Annotated in this window: 1 protein-coding gene; it reads right to left on the reverse strand. The window is 52.8% G+C overall.

Annotated features, from left to right (window positions below; translation table 11 throughout):
* On the reverse strand, positions 1–20,763 hold a 20,763-nt coding region (locus ACFQRK_RS16365), incomplete at its 3' end, for a Calx-beta domain-containing protein (RefSeq protein WP_379008647.1).
* Positions 20,764–21,209: the final 446 nt, after the last annotated feature.

Consider the following 21,209-nt stretch of genomic DNA (forward strand, 5'->3'; position numbering starts at 1 on the left):
GCTTACCGTGTAGGTCACCGTGATGTCCTCGGTTGCCGTTATCCCTGAAGGAAGGCCGATGGTAAATGCCCCATCGGTGCCCGGCTCTGCACCGTCCGTTGTACCGGTAATGCTCAGCACGAGGTTCGCTGGCACGGTGCTTTCATCGTCCGCGATGTTTACCGTGGCGCTGCCATCCGTGCCGCTTGCCGTAAAGGTGAAGCTGGTTGAGCTGCCCCCGGTCAGGGTCACAACCACCGTCTCGGTGCCTTCGATCACCTGGTCGTCGCTCACCGCTACCGGTACGCTTACGCTGTTCTGGCCTGCAGGGATGGTCACCGTGCCGGTAAGGGCGGTGTAATCGCTACCTGCCGTTGCCGTACCGCTTACCGTGTAGGTCACCGTGATGTCCTCGGTTGCCGTTATCCCGGAAGGAAGGCCGATGGTAAATGCCCCATCGGTGCCCGGCTCGGCGCCGTCAGTAGTACCGGTAATGCTCAGCACGAGGTTCGCCGGCACGGTGCTTTCATCGTCCGCGATGTTTACCGTGGCGCTGCCATCCGTGCCGCTTGCCGTAAAGGTGAAGCTGGTTGAGCTGCCTCCGGCCAGGGTCAGAATCACCGTCTCGGTGCCTTCGATCACCTGGTCGTCGCTCACCGCCACTGGCACGCTTACGCTGTTCTCTCCGGCAGGGATGGTCACCGTGCCGGTAAGGGCCGTGTAGTCGCTGCCTGCCGTGGCCGTACCGCTTACCGTGTAGGTCACCGTGATGTCCTCGGTTGCCGTTATCCCGGAAGGAAGGCCGATGCTGAAGGCACCATCAGTGCCCGGCTCTGCACCGTCCGTTGTACCGGTAATGCTCAGCACGAGGTTCGCTGGCACGGTGCTTTCATCGTCCGCGATGTTTACCGTGGCGCTGCCATCCGTGCCGCTTGCCGTAAAGGTGAAGCTGGTTGAGCTGCCGCCGGCCAGGGTCAGAATCACCGTCTCGGTGCCTTCGATCACCTGGTCGTCGCTCACCGCCACTGGTACGCTTACGCTGTTCTCTCCGGCAGGGATGGTCACCGTGCCGGTAAGGGCCGTGTAGTCGCTGCCTGCCGTGGCCGTACCGCTTACCGTGTAGGTCACCGTAATGTCCTCGGTTGCCGTTATCCCTGAAGGAAGGCCGATGCTGAAGGCACCATTAGTGCCCGGCTCTGCACCGTCCGTCGTACCGGTAATGCTCAATATCCGGTTTGCATCTGTGTTTTCATCATCCGTGATGTTTACCGTGGCGCTGCCATCCGTGCCGCTTGCCGTAAAGGTGAAGCTGGTTGAGCTGCCCCCGGTCAGGGTCAGAATCACCGTCTCGGTGCCTTCGATCACCTGGTCGTCGCTCACCGCCACAGGTACGCTTACGCTGTTCTGGCCTGCGGGGATGGTTACCGTGCCGGTAAGGGCCGTGTAGTCGCTGCCTGCCGTGGCCGTACCGCTTACCGTGTAGGTCACCGTGATGTCCTCGGTTGCCGTTATCCCGGAAGGAAGGCCGATGGTAAATGCCCCATCGGTGCCCGGCTCTGCACCGTGGACAGTGGTTACTACCCTCAGTGTTTTGCCTTCAATTGTATTCTCATCATCGATGATATTTACCGTAGCATTGCCCGCCATGTCGCTTGCCGTAAAGGTGAAGCTGGTTGAGCTGCCTCCGGTCAGGGTCAGAATCACCGTCTCGGTGCCTTCGATCACCTGGTCGTCGCTCACCGCTACTGGTACGCTTACGCTGTTCTGGCCTGCAGGGATGGTTACCGTGCCGGTAAGGGCGGTGTAGTCGCTACCTGCCGTGGCCGTACCGCTTACCGTATAGGTCACCGTGATGTCCTCGGTTGCGGTTACTCCTAATGGCAGGCCGATGGTAAATGCCCCATCAGTGCCCGGCTCGGCGCCGTCAGTAGTACCTGCAACGCTCAGCACAAGCGTTGCAGGTGTGTTTTCATCATCCGTGATGTTTACCGTAGCGCTGCCATCTGTGCCGCTTGCCGTAAAGGCGAAGCTGGTTGAGCTGCCCCCGGTCAGGGTTAGAATCACCGTCTCGGTGCCTTCGATCACCTGGTCGTCGCTCACCGCTACTGGTACCACAACACTGTTTTCTCCGGCAGGGATGGTTACCGTGCCGGTAAGGCCGGTGTAATCGCTACCCGCTGTGGCCGTACCGCTTACCGTGTAGGTCACCGTGATGTCCTGCGAGACGGTAATCCCCAAAGGAAGGTTGATGGTGAACTCGCCATTAGTACCCGGTTCTGCCGCGTCTACTGTTTTAAGTACGGTTAATGCTTTATTTGTTGCGGTGTTATCGTCGTCTGCAATGTTCACCGTAGCACTGCCGTTAGTCGTGCTGGCCGTAAAGGTAAAGCTGGTTGAGCTGCCTCCGGTTAAAGTAAGGATCACAGACTCGGTGTTCTCGATCACCTGGTCGTCGGTTACCGACACAGGTACTGTAACATTGTTTGCTCCGCCAGGAATTACAATCGTGCCCGGAAGCGTGTAATCTGTGCCATTTGCCGCCGTACCCGAGAGTGTATAGTCTACCGTTACATCTTCCAGCGCAATCACTCCTGCAGGAAGGCTCACCAAGAAGGCGCCGGCAATATCGGGCTCTGCGCCATCAGCTGTTTTAGTGACGCTCAACACCAGGTTAGCTGGGATGTTGTCGTCATCTTTGATGGTCACCGTGGCAGTGCCATTGGTGCCATCCGGGGCAAAGGTAAAGCTGGTTGAGCTGCCTCCGGTAAGGGTAAGTTCTACCGTTTCGTTAAGCTCAATGGCCAGGTCGTCGATGACCTCCACCTCAACAGAAACACTGTTCTGCCCGGCCGGAATAATTACACTGCCGCTCAAAGCGGTATAATCCGTACCGCTGCCAGCTGATCCTGCCACGGTATAGCTTACTGTGATCGGTTCAGAGGCCGTGATCCCTGCAGGAAGACTTATACTGAAGCTTCCATTGGTGCCGGGCTCTTCGCCGTCTGCTGTGCTTGTAACGCTCAGCAGATTACTTGCAGCACTATTCTCATCGTCGATAATGTTTGCCGTGGCACTGCCATCTGTGGTGCTCGCCGCAAAGGTAAAGCTTGCTGAGCTTCCTCCAACCAAAGTAAACACCACTGTTTCGGTGCCTTCGATGATCTGGTCGTCGCTCACCACTACTGGTACAGCAATACTGTTCTGGCCGGCAGGGATTGTTACGGTGCCACTTAGGGCCGTATAGTCGGTGCCAGCAAGGGCCGTGCCGCCTATCGAGTAATTTACGGTGATGGGCTCGGAGGCTGCGATCCCTGTAGGAAGACTTATATTGAAGCTTCCGTTGGTACCCGGCTCTTCGCCGTCTGCTGTCTTTGTGACGCTCAGCACCAGGTTTGCAGGGATATTGTCGTCATCGCCGATGTTCACCGTGGCAGTGCCATTCGTTGCACTGGCTGTGAAGTTGAAGCTGGCCGAACTGCCGCCGGTTAAGTTCAGAATTACCGTTTCGGTATTCTCGATCAACTGATCGTTGATGACAGCGACCGGTATGGTGACGCTGTTTTCACCCGCAGGGATCTGCACCGAGCCGGTAAGTGCTGTGTAATCGCTGCCCGCTGTGGCCGTACCAGCAATGGTATAATTTACCGTGATGTCGCCGGTTGTGGTCACTCCGGTAGGCAGGCTGACGGTAAATAGGCCGTCTGTTCCAGACTCTGCGCCATCGCTGGTCTTCACGACGCTCAATATCCGGTTCTGCGGTGTACTGTCATCGTCTACGATATCCATTGACGCATTGCCGTTTGTGCCGCTGGCTGTAAAGGCAAAGGTGGCAGATGTTCCGTCGACTATGCTCAGCACCACGGTCTCAGTCTCTTCAATTACCTGGTCGTCGATGACCGTTAAAGGCAGTGTTACACTATTCTGTCCCGCGGGGATGACCACTGAGACCCCTAGGCTACTGTAGTCGCTGCCGCTGGTAGCAGTTCCTGCTACGGTGTAATTCACTGTTACTGGTTCAGCAACCGTAATGCCATCCGGCAGGCTGATGCTAAAGGCCCCATTGGTGCCGGGCTCTGCCGCATCGGTGGTCCTGACCACGCTTAGTTCCATATTGGCAGCGGTATTGTCGTCGTCTGTAATGTCGAGCGAAGCACTGCCATTTGTAGCACTTGCCGTAAAGGCAAAGCTGGTAGAATTGCCACCGGTTAAGGTAAGGGAAACGGTTTCTGTACCTTCGATCACCTGATCGTCTATAACCGTTACCGGTATCAGTACACTGTTTTGACCTGCCGGCAGCATGACGCTACCGGTCAGTGTGCTGTAATCTGCGCCCGGAGTGGCTGTTCCTGCGACTGTATAATCCACGGTAATCGGCTCGGATGCCGTTACCCCGGCAGGTAGGCTTACACGGAAGGTGCCGTTTGTGCCAGCTTCTGCTGCGTCGCTTACCTTGGCGATGCTGAGCGTTCTATTTGCATCGGTATCGTCGTCATCGAGGATATCCGTTGAGGCACTACCTTCGGTTGGGCTGACAGCAAAAGTAAAGCTGGGCGAGCTGGCGCTGGTAATGGTCAAAATCACGGGCTCTGTGCCTTCGATGATCTGGTCGTTTACAGGAATAATGCCCACCGGTACATAATCGTTGTAAGCAGGAAGAACCACAGTACCACTTACCGTGGTATAATCGGTGCCATTGACAGCCAAACCGCTCATTGTATATCGCACCGTCACAGGCTCGGCACTGCGGACCCCGGCAGGTAGCTGTATCTGGAAATTCGCCGGGAAGGGCTGATCCTCACGCCTGCTTGGTGTCTGGGCGATTACACGGACCATCCTGTTGGCTGCGGTATTGTCATCGTCCCTGATGTTTACCGTTGCGCTACCGCCGCCGCTGGCAGGACCAAAAGCACCCAGGGCCGGGGAAGTGCCGCCTGTAATGTTCAGCACCACGGTCTCTGTGTTTTCGATGTTTATATCGTCCAGAACCGGAACTGCAACTGTAGCACTGCCATCGCCTGCAGGAATCACCAGGGTTCCGCTCAAGGCCGTATAATCCGGCCCAAATGGAGGCGTTGGGTCTGACGTGGCCGTACCTGCCACGGTATAATTCACGGTGATGTCTTCAGATGCCGTATAACCGGCAGGCAGGCTGATGGTAAACTCGCCGGGAGTGCCCGGTTCCTCACCGTCTGCAGTATTGGTTACCACGAGGACTTTGTTTGCTGCTGTATTGTCATCATCGGCAAGGTTAACCGTTGCGATATCGCTGCCCGGATCTGCCGTATAGGCGAAGGCATTCGCATCCGTACCGCCGTTCAGCGTTAGCACGACTGTTTCCGTTGGCTCGATGATTTTGTCGTCTGTCACCGTTACCGGTATGGTCACACTGTTCTGGTAAGCAGGCAGGGTAACGGTGTTTACCGCATAATCCGTACCGCTGGCAGCTGTGCCACTAAGCGTGTAATCCAGGGCGATGTCAGTGGCTGATACATAACCGGTCGGAAGACTGACGGTAAAAGATCCGCTCGCACCTGGCTCTGCTGCATCGTTTGTCTTTACAACGCTCAGCACCTGGTTCGCAGGATCGGCATCGTTGTCTGCAATTTCCACCGTAAGGGCGTTGTTTACCGGATCAGGAGGGAAGATGTAAGCATCGCCCCCGTCGTCTATGGCACTGCCCGAGAGAATGGTGAAGGTCATTGTTTCGGTGGGCTCGATGATCTGGTCATCCATTACAAACAGATTCACCGATACACTGTTTTCACCGGCCGGAATGGTTACTTCGCCCAAGGCTTGGTAATCTACACCGGAGATGGCCGTACCTGATATGCTGTAACCTACCGTAACTGGCCAGGCTGAAGTAGTAATACCTTCCAGCTTCACAGTAAACTGTCCGTTCGTAGCGGGTTCGGCTGCATTATTGCCAGCCAGAACCTCCAATGGGCTACGGTCGGCGGCATTGGCATCCACAATGTTCACTACCGCGCCGTTTCCGGAAGGATCAATGGTGAAGGGATAACTTGCTGAGGCAGCGCTGGTCAAGTTTAGCACTACATTTTCCGGGCCTTCAACAATGTCATCGGTGCCTGCGTCTACATCGATGAACACTTCATTGGCACCGGCAGGGATCACGATGTTGCCGCCACTCAGGGTTAGCAGTGTGTAGTCTAAGACATCCGTCGCGGTACCGTCTAGCGTAAAGCTGATCACCACATCCTCTGAGCTTGTCACCCCAGGTGGCAGCGAGATCCGATACTGCCCGTTCGCTCCGCCTTCAACCGCATCGGACACCTTAGTGAGCAGCACCACGTTGCTGTTGCCCGCATGGTCATTGTCCGCAATGTCTACGGTTGCTGACGCGGTAGCTACCGTATAGGTAAAGCCGTTCGTTCCGGTTCCTTCTGTAATGTTCAAGATTACCGTTTCCGTCGGTTCTATAATGGTATTGTCGACCACCCTGACCGGAATTGCTACGCTGTTCTGGCCTGCAGGGATCACGATTGTGCCCGTAATGGCTTGGTAATCCGTGCCACTTGTAGCCGTGCCCGCGCCAATACTATACGTAACATCAATGTCTGCTGAAGCGGTAATCCCTGAAGGAAGGCTGATCGCAAAACTACCATCGGTACCCGGCTCTGCCCCATCTGCGGTTTTGCTCACACTCAGCACTTGGTTGGCAGCGGTGTTGTCGTTATCAGTAATGTCTACTGTAGCACTGCCATTCGTAGCATCTGCTGCAAAAGTAAAGTTAGCGCTGCTGCCCCCGCTTACGGTAAGGATCACCGTTTCGGTACCTTCGATGATCTGGTCATCGGCTACCGTTACAGGCAGGGTAATGCTGTTTTGCCCTGCAGGGAGTACCGTGCTGCCGCTAAGGGCTGTGTAGTCTGTGCCACCTATGGCCGTGCCGCTGATCGTATAGGTCACATTGACATCTTCTGATGGGACTACCCCCGCAGGAAGGCTGATGGTAAACTGGCCATTTGTGCCGGGTTCTGCCCCATTGCCCGTATTGCTCACACGCAGCACACGGTTAGTTGCCGAATTCTCGTCATCGGCTATCTCTACTGTAGCGCTGGCATTGGTCGTGCTCGCCGTAAAGGTCAGGTCAGTGGCTGTTCCACCCGTAAGGGTCATGATCACCGTTTCGGTGCTTTCTACCAACTGGTCATTGAGCACCGGTACCTCGACAGCGACGCTGTTTTGACCGGCAGGCAATATTACCGTGCCACTCAAGGCAGTGTAATCGGTGCCGGCGGTTGCAGTACCTGCGATAGTATAGTTTACCGTTACATCCTGCGCCACTGTGTACCCTGCAGGCAGGCTGACCGTGAATTCACCATTTGTGCCCGGTTCTGCCGCGTCAAGTCCTTTGCTCACGCTTAGCACCTGGTTGGCAGCGGTATTGTCATCATCCAGGATATTGGCCGTTGCCTCGTGATCCGGTGCGCTTGCTGCCGTGAACGCAAAGTTGGCAGAAGTGCCACCTGTAAGGGTTGCCATTACGGTTTCTGTGCCCTCGATGATTTTGTCGTCTATCACATCTATTGACAGGAGCACTGAGTTCTGCCCTGCGGCGAGTACCACACTGCCGCCTAAAGTGGCATAGTCAGTACCATTTGAGCCTGTGCCGCCGACCGTATAATTCACCGTGACCGGTTCGGACGATCTGATGCCCGTTGGAAGACTGATACGGAAAATGCCATTGGTTGAAGGCTCTTCCAAATCAGCAAGCTTCTGAATGCGCAGCACGCGGTTGGAAGGTGTATTGTCGTCATCTGAAATCGTTAACTCGGCATTGCCGTTTGTACTGCTGGCTGTATAACTGAAGCTGCCGCCGGTACCCCCGCTAAGGGTGACCACTAAGGTTTCAGTTTGCTCAATGAGTTTATCGTCTATCACGTTTACCGGCAGGGCCACGCTATTCTGACCGGCTAAAAGGGTGACGGCGCCGCTTAAGGCAGCATAGTCTGTTCCTGCCGTTGCTGTTCCGGCAACGGTATAGCTCACGGTAATGTTCTCAGCAGCGAGAATACCTGCTGGCAGGCTAATGCTGAATGCACCGCCGGTAGCCGGCTCTGACCCATCGGTGGTTTTAATGATGCTCAATGTCCGGTTGGCAGGCGTGTCGTCATCGTCTGTGATGTTCGCGGTTGCGCTGCCGTTGGTAGCATCTGCTGTGAAATTAAAGCTGGTGGATGTGCCGCCGGTGATGGCCAGCGCAACCGTTTCGGTGCTCTCAATGATCAGATCATCGCTTACTGTAACGGTAACAGGAACACTGTTTTGTCCCGCGGGAAGCACCACACTACCGGTTAACGTGGTATAGTCTGTGCCGTTGGTAGCGGTCCCACCGATCGTATAATTGACCGTAATGTCTTCTGATGCAGTTACCCCGGAAGGCAGGCTGACACTGAAGGCCGCATTCGTAGTGGGCTCAGCCCCATCGACTGTTTTAGCGATGCTTAATACTCGGTTCAGCGCCGTATTATCGTTATCTGTAATATTTAACGTGGCATTACCTGCGCTAGGGCTTGCTGTAAAGCTGCCCAGCGTTGGGCTTGTGCCGTCGGTCACGGTCAATATTACCGTTTCTGTTGTCTCAATGATCTGGTCATCTGAAACCGTCACCGGTACGGCGACACCATTGTCTCCGGCCGGAATGATAACTGTGCCGCTCAAAGCGGTATAGTCAGTACCATTGGTGGCCGTACCGGCTACTGTATAGTTTACCGTTATGTCTTGTGAGGCCGTTAAACCTGCAGGAAGGCTTACGTTAAAGGCGCCATTGGAACCTGGTTCTGCCCCGTCTGCAGTTTTCGATACGCTGATCACCCGGTTGGCGGCCGTATTATCATTGTCTGTAATAACAGCACCGGTGGTATTATCGGTTGTACTTGCCGTAAAACTGAAGCTGGTGCTGCTGCCGCCAGTGAGGGTAAGGACGACCACTTCAAGATCCTCTATCACCTGGTCATCAATCACCATCACAGGAAGCGCAATGCTATTCTGGCCCGCAGGGATGACAACTGTTCCGCTCAAAGCGGTGTAATCCGTCCCATCGATGGCTGTACCGGATACCGTATAGGTCACTGTAACCGGCTCGACTACCGTTACATTTGCAGGAAGGCTGATGCTGAAAGACGGATTGGTGCCCGACTCTGACCCATCAGACAGTTTTTCTATGATCAGCACTGTGTTGTCAGCGGTGTTGTCGTTGTCCGTAATATTGACCGTCGCAGACGCCTGTGTAGCGCTGATGTTGTAAGCGCTGCTGCTGGTCACACCAGTGGCCGCGTCGAGTGTTATAGTTAAGTCCTCTGCTGTTTCTATAACGTTATCGTCGGTAATTTCCACCGGAAGGGTCATGGCGTTGCTGCCAATTGGGAAGGTTACGGTGCCGTTAAGGGCCATATAATCTACCCCGTTAGTGGCGGTACCCGTAATCGTGTAGTTGACCGTAATATCCTCGGTCGCAGTAACTCCGGTAGGCAGACTGATGCTGAACGCACCGTCCTGGCTGCCTTCGGTGCCGTCCTGTACCGTGTGCACACTCAGCACCTGGTTGGCAATTGTTGCGCCTCCGAACGTAGAAAAGTTTTGTATACCGCTGAACTCCACATAATCCAGCCCATCTTGCTGACCCATTGTAGGCGTAAGTTCCGTTATATTTGCAAGGCCTTCAGGCCCCAAGTCTGCCAGTGTAGTGGCAATGTCGCCGCTATGCTTGAACCACACCCAGCGCTGAGGACCACTTACCCCGCGGGTATCCCGAAGCGCACTTTCTGCATTGGCCTTTTCATTAAGGTCCCAGAAGAGCCTTAAAGTGACACCTCCGTTAACCGTTAGGTCTGCCCCGGTGTAAGCGATCTGTACAAGCCTGCGCATTAGCTGTGTGCCATAATCGGTACCGCTATTGCTGCCCAGTTCTCCAGCCATATCTCTGTTCACGTCTATAACCGCAGACAGTTCGGATACATCCATTGTGTTGCCGTTTAGATCGATCGAGGCGATATACCTATTTGGATCGGAAGGATCAATGAAATAAAGCATTCCATCCAGGATACACGTAGAAATCACTGTGCTTACCGTTGCGTCAGGCACCAAGTTCGCAGTGCGTTCGGGGTAACTGGTAACTAAGGTAAACACCACACCATCTGTCAACGCGTTTACGTTCTCAAAACTTACGATCCCTCCGTCAAAACTGGTGGCAGGTATTTCGGTAACCGTTCCGGTGCTGAAATCGCCATCACCGTCGTGGTCAATCATCATCGTGAAATCTTCAACCACCGTTCCCGCGACGGTCATGCCATTCAGATCGAACTGCAGGCTGAGAGGCTGCGCGGTGATATCGTAATTGGTGATCTGTGTTTTCCATTCCTGCGTCAGGCGCTCGCCAATACAGCTGCCAACTGGCAGGTCTGTATTACTCACCGTAAGGGCGTCGGTGTTGCTGCCGAATAGCATATAACTCTTGTCGGCAACGAATGTATTGGTGTTCTCTGCATTGGTGGCAGCAATGGAACGAATTCCAACAGTAAGGATGGATCCGGCATGTATGCTGCGGGATTGTTTCTGCACAAGCCCTTCGGCATCATCCCGGCCGATGCCGAAGATGTTATATTTATACGTGCTGTTGGCCGTCGCATTCCAGATTACCGAGCCGTCTGTAGCTAGATAGTCTTGTGGTGTAGTCTGGTCGAGCGTAATACCGTATTTAATGCCCAAGTAAGATTCAACCTGCTGCGTCTGAGTTGTAGTAAGTGCCGATTTGTACACGATCACTTCCGGGATCTTACCGTTGAAGATCCGGTTGTCAAATGTAGCGCCATCGCCGGTACGGCCGCCAAGTTCAAAGAACGAGCCGTCTGCGCCCGGTGCACAGTTTGTGCCAAGAGGTCCTTGACGGCCGTTCAACCAAGTACTGCCGCCCAATGCATTGCTGGCATTTACATACACACCCCTGGCAATGATCGGTCCGGCATAAGAAGGTGTGGATTGTGCTACGACACAACCAGCACCGTCAAGCCCATAGTTACCGGGGCTCGTCATCAGAAGCCCCCTTCCAGTATAACCCGTTGCAGCCCAACTACCTCCAGTGGTGAAGATGCCGCTTATGGAGCTCGCTATAGGGCCTTCAGGAGCACTCACAGAGAATATCGATAAGTCCGCTGTTGAATTCCAAACACTCGCCGCATTTCCCTTAAGGGATTTGCCTAACGCTCCGGAAAAGTCAACCGCTGGATTAAAATTAATCCCATTGGCTACACGTACGATGTCTGCCGAAGCGACCATCGCATCGGTATGACCCGGGTGGGCGGCACGCAGTTCGGTCACCATGGCGCCGCTTTGGTTCAGCCACTGTTCCACTTGGTCGCTCGCGTTCACCTGTAGGTCCGCATCTGCTTTGACCCACAGCATTTCACCCGGCACGCCGCCCGGTGAGGTTACGTGGCTGGCAAACGTAAAATACTCCCCGGTCGTAATATCTGTGGTGGTTGAATAGCTGGCAACACCGTTTACATCCACTTCAGATAATTGGATGAATTGGTCCGCCCCATCAAATGTGGCATCATTGCTCACGACCAGGTAAGGCGCACCCGCACTCAACGGGATCTGTTCTTTTGAAATCGAAATGGTAACCGTACCAACAGTGCCGGTTTCCTGCACCTTCCATGATCGCGCCATACGGGTGTTTACGGAAGGGTTACCAGTGATGGTGGTTGTGAATGAAGCGCTGGCACCGTCATCACCCCATATCAAATATGACTTGTCTGCCGTGAAAGCATTGGTGTTGGCAAGGTTGTTCTCAGCAATGCCGCCAAGGCCCACTATGGGTTGGAAACCGGGGTTGATGCTCTGGGATTGTTTCTGATTTAAGCCTTCTACATCATCCCTGCCGATACCGGCAATATTATTCTTATGCGTAGCGTTTGCGGTGGCATCCCATACTTTGGTAGTGCCGTCAGTAGCCAGATAGTCGGAAGTGCCATTGTTCAGGGTGATACCGTACTTGATCGCTAGGTAGGTATGCACCCGCTGCATCTCCTCATTGGTCAGCGGATTGGCGTAGGCAATGATTTCGCCTATGTTTCCGTGGAAAGTCATATTGGAAGGGTCGGCAGCAAGCCCCCGGTCGCCTACGCGATAATTGCTGTTGTTCAGGGTAAAGCCAGTGGTATTTGGATTCGATCCATCCGGCAACCCGTTTACGTGCAGGTTGAGAGCATTTCCTCGGCGAATACCGGAGAGAAGATAGGGAACACCGACATTATAACTATTGGTGGTGACGACACCGTACTGGCCAAGATTGACAGGGGCCAGGACCAGTCTGCCATCGGGCACCCAATAGTAGGAAAGGCCACCCGTTGTGTTTCCTTGCTGATTGAAAAAGGCATCGTTGGTATTCGTCGAGCCCCTGGTAGTCATTCCGAACAAAGCAAAGTCATTGGTGCCAGTGATTCCCAGGTTGCTGGCGATGTCCATATAATCGTTGCTGCCGTCAAAGGCCATAACCGGGTTGAAGTTTACATTGTCGGCGGCGTTATGCTTATAGACCGGTTGGCTGGCCGCAGCGGCCTGAACAGCATTGTTCAAATCAAATGCGTAATCTGTCCAACCACTTACAGGCGAATTGTCCGTAGTAGTGGAAGCACCTACATCTGCCCGCAGCCAGAGGCTAGTGCCTACTACGCCACCCGGAGCTTTGATAGAAGAAGCAAAGCTAAAGTATTGCCCGTTGGTTAAATCAGTACTTGCAGCAAAATGTTTTACGCCGTTTAGTGTGATCTCTGTTAGCGGCAGGAACTGATCTGTGCCGTCGAGGGTAGCATCACTGCTCAAAACCAGGTATGTCCCTGACGCGTTTGGCAAGGCATCGTAAGGCACTGCTATCTGTACATTGCCGACAGTGCCTGTTTCCTGCACCTTCCAGATACGGCTCATTCGGTAATTCACCGCTGGGTTGCCACTGATCGCTGTTTTGAACAAGGTGCTGGCGCCGTCATCTCCCCAGACCATGTAGGATTTATCTGCAGAGAAATTGCTGGCATTGTCCGAATTGGTTTCTGCCAGGGCATCAAGACCGATCGCCAGCTGCATGCCGGTATTGATACTGCGGCTTTGTTTCTGCTGCAGGTCTTCGGCGTCGTCGCGGCCTATACCGGCTATATTATTCTTATAACCGCTGTTGGCGGCAGCATCCCATACTTTTGTAGTACCGTCGGTAGCCAGGTAGTCGGTATCGCCATTGTTCAGGGTGATACCGTACTTAATAGCCAGGTAGGTATTTACGCGCTGTTGTTCAAGCGGTGTAAGCGCATTCGCATAAATGATCAGGTCACCCATACGTCCGTTGTACGGAGTTGTAGTCGGATTGCGGCCTACGTGGAAGGGACTATTACTGCCGGTTAATACGCTGGTATTGTTGCCTGTGGCCACTCTGAAACCATTTTTGTAAATGGCCTGCCTGTTCGCTGCGAGTGTAATATCGCTTGTGGCTGTCCAAAGGACGGTCTGGTTGTTGATGTTTCCGGCCGCATACGTAAGCCTGTTGCTAACATAGGGAGCATCCCAGTAAACGACATTATCAGACCAGGTGGCATGTAGCGTAAACTGTGTGGTACCTGCAGGCTCGGTAAAAATAACCGCAGGGTTAGCAGTTTGCTGATTGCTTACCACGAAGGCAGACGCCGCATTATAGGTACCGCTCTTCAGGAAGGAGGCGCCTGTTAACTGGCTGTTACTACCATTAAACTTCACTACTGGGTTAAAGTTCAGGTTGCTGGCGGCGTTGTTTAGATATAGTGGTTGGTTCGCCGCTGTAGCCTGCGAGACATCGTTTCCGTTCGGACTGTGATCATTCCAGCCGCTTACAGATGTGTTATCACTTGTAGCGGAAGTGCCGATATCGGCACGCAGCCATATCAGGTTGCCGCTGCTTACGCCACCCGGGTATTTCACAGGGGCGCCGAAGGTGAAATAGTGCCCATTTGGCAGCAGGCTGCTGTTTAGGGTGATAATCTTGTCCGAATTCAGTGGCAGTTCCTGGTCAATAGAGGCAAATGTAGGATCGTCGCTGATCAGCAGGTATACGTCTGTGCCTGTTACACTGGCTTTCAACGTGATATTCTGATCGGCCCAGTTGGTCTTCTGTATCTGCCAGACACGGGGCAAACGGCGCGTTATATTGGTGCCGGCGACCGTGTTGGAATAAGAAGTGGTAGATAAGCCGTTATCTGCGAATACCAGGAACGATTTATCGTTGGTAATGGTATTGCTGTTCTCTTCATTGGTCAGTTCCACGCGATCGCCTAAGGCAATCGTCACTACGCCTTCGTCTACACTGAGCGATTGTTTGGTGTTCAGCGCAGTTGCGTCGTCACGACCTATACCGGTAATGCGATTCTTATAGGTAGCATTGGCAGTCCAATAGGTGGTACCGTCTGCAGCGAGGTAATTGGTAGCGCCACTGTTTAGCGTAATACCGTACTTAAGGCCCAGGTAGGACTCTACCGTCTGTCGCTCTGTATCGTTGAGCACCCGGTCATAGGCGATCACCTCTCCTATTTTACCCATCCAATACAACGCCCTAGCGCCAATGGTGCGCGAGCCGATCGAAACGAGGTTGGCCGTAGTCGGCGTTAGGTTAATGGTACCCTGGTTATCCAGCGCATAGTTTTGAAACAATCGTACACCGTTAGTACCATTGGTCTGCGTAGCGCTGAAAATATATGGCCGATCAGTTACGGGCGCTTTAGTACCGGCTACAGCTGAAACCGCTGCCGCATTTTCCAAGTACTGCAAGAAGTTAGCCCCAATACGGAATTCCATGCCTTGGGCCGAACCCACCGCACCGCTGCTGATAAGGTCACGGCCGGCATTCAGTCCGGAGCCACCGGCAACTGCAAATACGGTAGCGTTGGCAGGATCTATACGGGTAGTGCTGATATCCAAAAAGTCGTCTGTACCATCGAACACGAGGCTGTAGTTAAAGTTCAGGCCGCGCGCATCGGTAACGGGCTGACCGTTCACTACGCCCTGGAGGGCGTTATTGCCGAAATTGCTAAAGTCGCTCCAACGGCCGCCGCTCGATCTGCCGTCGTCTGCACGAAGCCAGAAAGTGATGCCGTCTTTTACGCCATTCGGACCCCGGGTTAGGCGGGCAAAGGTGAAGTAGGCATTGTCGGCCAGCAAGTTGCTGCCGATGGTGATGGTGCCGTCTTCGTTCATTTTATACGCGGCGTCGCCTCCAGCGAAGGTCTCATCACTGCTTACTAACAGGTAGGTTTCTGCATCTGCTGCACCAGCCAGTTTGAAGGTAATATCCTGGTCGGCCCAATTGGTTTTCTGTATCTTGTAAATACGGGCCATACGCGTGCTCACCTCATCAATACCGCTTACCGGTGTAAGGTATGTGGTAGCAGCGCCGTTATCACCGAAGGTCAGGAAAGAAAGATCATTGCTGATAGCACTGCTATTTGCTTTGTTCGATTCAGCCAGTACAGGGCCCAGCGCTATGGTAAGCGTTTTGTCGTCTACACTCACCGACTGCTTCTGGTAGAGCGAGCCCCTGTCATCTCGACCAATTCCCGTGATATGGTTGGCGTAGCTTCCGCCGTCGGCTTCAGACCACATGAGGGTAGTACCGTCACTGGCAATGTAGTCTGTTGGGGTGCCGATACCTAGGGTAAGTCCGTATTTCAATGCCAGGTAAGAATGCAGCTGCTGGCGCTCCAAAACGCTCAGCTTGCGGGAGTACATGATCACCTCGGAGATGTCACCGTTGAAAACGGAAAGATGTCCTGCCCCGATATAATTTTTGGCGCCTGCAGGAGAAACGAAACTTACCGTGTTTGCAGCAGCGGTTAACAAAACCTTGCCGTCAATACCGGCTGCCCAGTCATTCGGCGCGCTCCAAATATTCAGCATATGGGGGTTGCGCACATTGACAGTAGCCGGATAGGCAAAGTTGCGTCGCGCGGTGCCGGAGCCAAAATAGGTATAGTGATTATTATTACTCCAGGTATATACGGACTGGTTGCTCGCATATGTTCCGCCGAACTCAAAAGGATAGTGTGTAGTGGCACTGTTGTTATCGACGTTGGAGAACTGAACGGAGAATATTTCACCCGCTGTCTGGGTATTGGCAAATTCTGGCACAGTGAAATATGTTCCGCCGGCAAAGCCGATGCCCGGGTTAAAGTTGAAAGATGCCGGTTTCCATGCTGCCACGGCGGTATTGACCTTTGGCCATACGCGGCCAGAGGGGCTTACCTCTTTCCACTGCGTAACATTGTTGCCGCCTACAATGCCGGTGTCTGCCCTGGCCCATACGTTGAGGCCGGCTGCGATACCGGCTGGAGCAGCTTGTGCCGTACCGAAAGTAAAGTAGGCGCCATCCGGCAGCAGGTCGCTGTCAAGCGTCACCAGCCCTCTCTCGTCCAACTGGTAAACCTGGTCGCCGGCACCGAACGTTTCGTCAGCGCTTAACAACAGATATTTTGAGTTGTCTGCATCCATCAGCGCCAACCGCATCATCGTTTTGGCCCAGTTGGTACGGTCTATCTTATAGATGCGTGCGCTGTGCAGGGTAATATTGCCGAGGCCGGTAACCGCCTCTGTATATGTATCAGCTTGTCCATTATCGCTAAACGTGAAGAAAGAAAGGTCATTGCTGAACGTGCTGGGGTTGTCTGCATTGGAAGGATAAAAGGCGGTTCCTGTGGTAATGCTTACTACTGCGCCGACCTCCTGGGAACGGCTTTGTTTTTGGAACAGGGTGCCGTTATCATCCCGGCCGACACCGGTAATGCGCTGGCCATATCCGCTGTTCTTAGAAGCGGTCCACATCCGGGTGCTGCCGTCACTGGCGATATAATCGGTGAGCGCCCCTGCTGCACTACGTAAGGTCAATCCGTATTTCAAAGCCAGGTAGCTGTTGACCCGTATCCGCTCGTCGTCATTCAGTCGCCTGTTATACAGGATCACTTCGGAAATGCGGCCTGTGAAGTAGGAAGCTTGTCCCGCACCGATGGCATTATTAGCAATATTACCAGTTGTCGTTCTCCGAAAATCAACCGTGTACGCGGTGCTGCTACCAATTGTTTTACCATCGAAGCTTACAGCCCAGTTGCCCGGTGCACTCCAATTGTTCAACACGTGAGCCCGCTGCATATTAATTCCACCAAGTGAATAACCCGGCCGGGAACTGATACCGAAGTGTGTATAATGATACCCGTTGCTATACTGATAATGTTGCGCCGCGGCATTGGCCGGGTCTCCTCCAAACTCGAAAGGGAAGTTTGCCACCGTGGAGTTGGTCGCCAGGGTGGAGAACTGCACCGAGAATATCTCACCCTGTGTAAAGGTATGTGCAAAACCCGGTACTGTAAAATAGTTATTGCCGGCAAAATGGATGGCCGGATTATAATTGATTGCGTTCGGCACCAGGGTAAGCGCATTAGCATTAGCCACCGGCCATTCTCTTTGCACCGCTTGATCCGTCCATTTGGTGGCCTTGCCGTCAATCGCGGTTACGCCCGCATCGCCCTTCACCCATGCCTGCAAATTGGTAGCTACTCCACCGGGGAAACGTTGCTGCTTGCCAAAAGTAAAATAGGCGCCGTCGGCCAAATCAGCAGAGGACAGGGTAACAAGTCCCCTGCTGTCCAGTTTCAACTCCTGGGTTATGGTGCCAAAAGCGGCGTCGGTACTGATCACCAGGTAGTTGTCCTGGTTGCCGCCATCCAGCTTCAGTGTTATCTGCTGGCTATCATCCCAGCTCGCTGTTTTCTGCACTTTCCAGATGCGGCCCATCCGGTGCGTCACATCTGTACCGCTTATCGCCGTAAAATAATTCGTTGTGCCATCATTATCGCTGAATACCAGGAAGGACTTGTCATTGGTGAAAGCCGAGGTATTGGCGGCATTGGAAAGCGCAATGGCATCGCCCAGTGCAATTGTCAAAATACCCTGATCCTGGCTCAGGGACTGTTTCTGATTCAGTATGGTGCAATCGTCGCGACCTATGCCGGTGATACGTTTTCCGTAGCCGGTATTGGCAGAAGCAGTATACATTTGCACGGTGCCGTCACTTGCAACATAATCGCTGGCACCATTATTAAGCGTAATACCGTATTTCAGCGCCATATAGGATTCTATGCGCTGCATCTCCTGCGGCATCAGGTCGCGTCCGTAGATAAACACTTCGGGCACGAGCACTTTTGAATATTCCCCGTTGTAGGCGCCGCCTACATCGAGGGTCCATACGCCGGCATCAGAAGTGGCACCGGTTTTTATTGCCGCGCCATTGCCCCTAAATTCATAAGCTCCGGAGGCAGTTCTTTCGTAAGAATATATTTTGGATTTTTCGGTGATGGCATTTCCGGCATTCAGCCAGGCCTCTACGAACAGCCGGTTCTCCAGATTACTGTGCCAGCCGAACAATTTATTACCGGTAGAGCTGGTAAATACGCGTCCGGTCTGCGAGCCTTCCAGCTGGCCCATACCCATCAGGGTATAAGCACTGTTCTCAGCGGCGGTTGCAGGTACACGGTGGGCATCATTACCGTCATAATAGAAAGCGGGGTTGAAGTTCACCATGCCGGTGGTAGCATCCGGATCACCGATCACGGTCATGTGGTTGGCATTACCGGAGATATCGCCCCAGTTTGATCCGTTCACCGCCTGGTCGGCACGGTACCAGGCCACAACCGCACTGTTCACACAAGCCGGGCCGGTAATCGCCATTGGGATGCTGTTGCCGAATTCGGAAGTGCCGCAATTGTTAGCAGGAATCCGCAGGGTAGCCGTCCAGAAACCGATGCCGCTAGCACCGGGGCCTGTATTATACGTGATGGTATGGGTAGATGTGCCTGCAGCTACTCCTGTTAGGCTCGTAACGAAGTATTGCCCGCTTGTTTTGCTTGTAGCGGGGTCATTGGCATAAATATCTATGGTGTATTGTGCGCCTGCTGTTATGTTAGGAACGGTAAGCTGTATCTCGTACTGCCCACCTCCCAGCGCCCTGGACGATACCAATACCGGCGTGCGGCCTGCTGCGGCGGTGTAAGAACAGTTACCGGTATCGAAATAGATGCCCCGCGCTGTGTTATCATATATAGAATTACCGGTAATCACAACGTTGCTGGAAGCAGCACTATACACCCCTGCGCCGCCATTATCACGTATCACGCAGCCGGTCACCTCCGCATCCGTCACAGCCGCAGCGCCGTAAAACCAGATGGCGTGATTGGCACTGTTGGCAATCGTATCACCCGTCAGGTCATAATCTGATACGGCATTTGCACTATTGAGCACGATGCCCGACCGCTTGCTGTCTCTGAAAGACGAATTGACAATGTCTACATTGGTGCGGGCAAAGTTGCCGCCGAATTCAATACCGTCGTTGTTATTGGTGAATATAGAGTTGTTGACCAGGAAGTTGGTCGCTGCCCCGGTTACCGTTATACCATCGGCATCAAATTCATTGAAGGAGACATTGTCGATAGTTACATCCCTTGAACTGCTGACAAAAAAGATCCCATAGTCCGCATCATCCGCATTGCCAAGCTTGTCGCCGTTCAGAACTGAATTCCTGATATCAACACCATTTGCAGCAGCTTCAAACCTGATATGCGAGGAACCGCCGTAAAGCCCTGACTCCGTATTTTCAATCGTTGCACGGTTTACTGTGATATTACTTGCTGCACCGTTGAACCAAATCGCATGACTATCGCTCTCATTGATGTATACAGAGTCCAGGATGATGTTGTTCGTTGTGTTTTCAAACCGGATCCCATATTCGGCATCATCCTCTCCGGTAACCACATCCATGTCAAAGGTGCTGTTCTTTATGGTGATATTGGTATTGACAAAATTTGAGAAAAAACCGTTACCGTTTGCTGCATGAAGGGAGTCAATAGTAACGTTATCCAAGGTAATGTTATTAGCAGTCTCAACGGCCCCGCCCGTAGTACTAAGTACGATGCCGTTTATAAAGCCGCTGATATCGCTGTTGGTCAGGGTCCAACCATTTACTGATGCATCCCTAAAGACGATTCCTTCAGCTCCACGCGCATTGCCTGCGGTACTAAGCCGGATATTCTCCATCACTAAATTGGTCTGGATCCCGTCCATAAAATAAAACGCCCGCCCGATATAAGGACTTGGTCCGGCTGGCTCCACATCGGTAGAATGAATATTTCTTACCGTCAAGTCGGTGGATGCGCCCCGCACCCGCATGAACGCGTTCAGGAAATTGCCGACCGTGCTGTAAGCGCGGATATTTTCAATAGTAACGCCTTTAGTACCAGCGAGAATATCAACATTGATATCACCGTTATTGGTCAAAGTGAAATTGCGGACAGTTACACTATCGGCGTTGATCACAAAAGGATTGTTAACGGCATTTGTAAAAGGCGAGTTAATGGTGATCCTGTTTTTACCATCTATCAGCAGCTTCTTTGCCGTGATGGTGGGCAGGGAGCTTTGTGTGGTGATCTGCCCGTGCACATTGAACACGATCTCATGAGGCCCCGCTCCTGCCGCGTTTGCATCCAGAATGGCCTGTCGGAGAGAACCCGGCCCGGCATCGTTGGTATTGGTGACGGGAAACGTGTCAGCATAAGCCATTTGATGGCTCACGGAGCATAATACCACAACAATCAAGCATATACGCTTATAAATGGCGCTCGTCTTTAACGATGATTTCTTAAAAACCAGCGCATTATCAATTGACTTATAGCAATTGATCAATAAATGGTAAAATACATGCTTACTCATATCTGTAGATGCATAAGGTAGTGTCCGCTGCAAGCTTTAGGCTTTCCGACAGCCTGTTAATCTGGCAACTAGTTAAATGTCATGAAATACTTCCTACATATTCCATGTATATAAATGCTTTATACTTTGACTTCTCAGGCCGCGTTTAAAGGATATATGTTACGTAAGGCATAAGCATCCGGAGACGACGTTTCATGGTTTTGCCAAAACCGCTTTCTGCTTTAAAAAGCACGTTATCGCCAGAAACGGGGTAATTACCGTTAAGCACGTTTTTCATGTAGAATTGTCTCATATAAATCGGGTTATGACTAACACGTTTTAATTAAATTGAAAGTCGTTACGCTTTTTTCGATTCTCTGGTAGAAGAATTGGAAGTAAAGTTATAACAGCAGAAAAACTTCGCTTGTAGTATTAATTAGACAAACTCGTATCGCTGGTTATATACA

Source organism: Parapedobacter sp. GCM10030251 (assembly GCF_042666505.1).
GTDB lineage: Bacteria > Bacteroidota > Bacteroidia > Sphingobacteriales > Sphingobacteriaceae > Parapedobacter.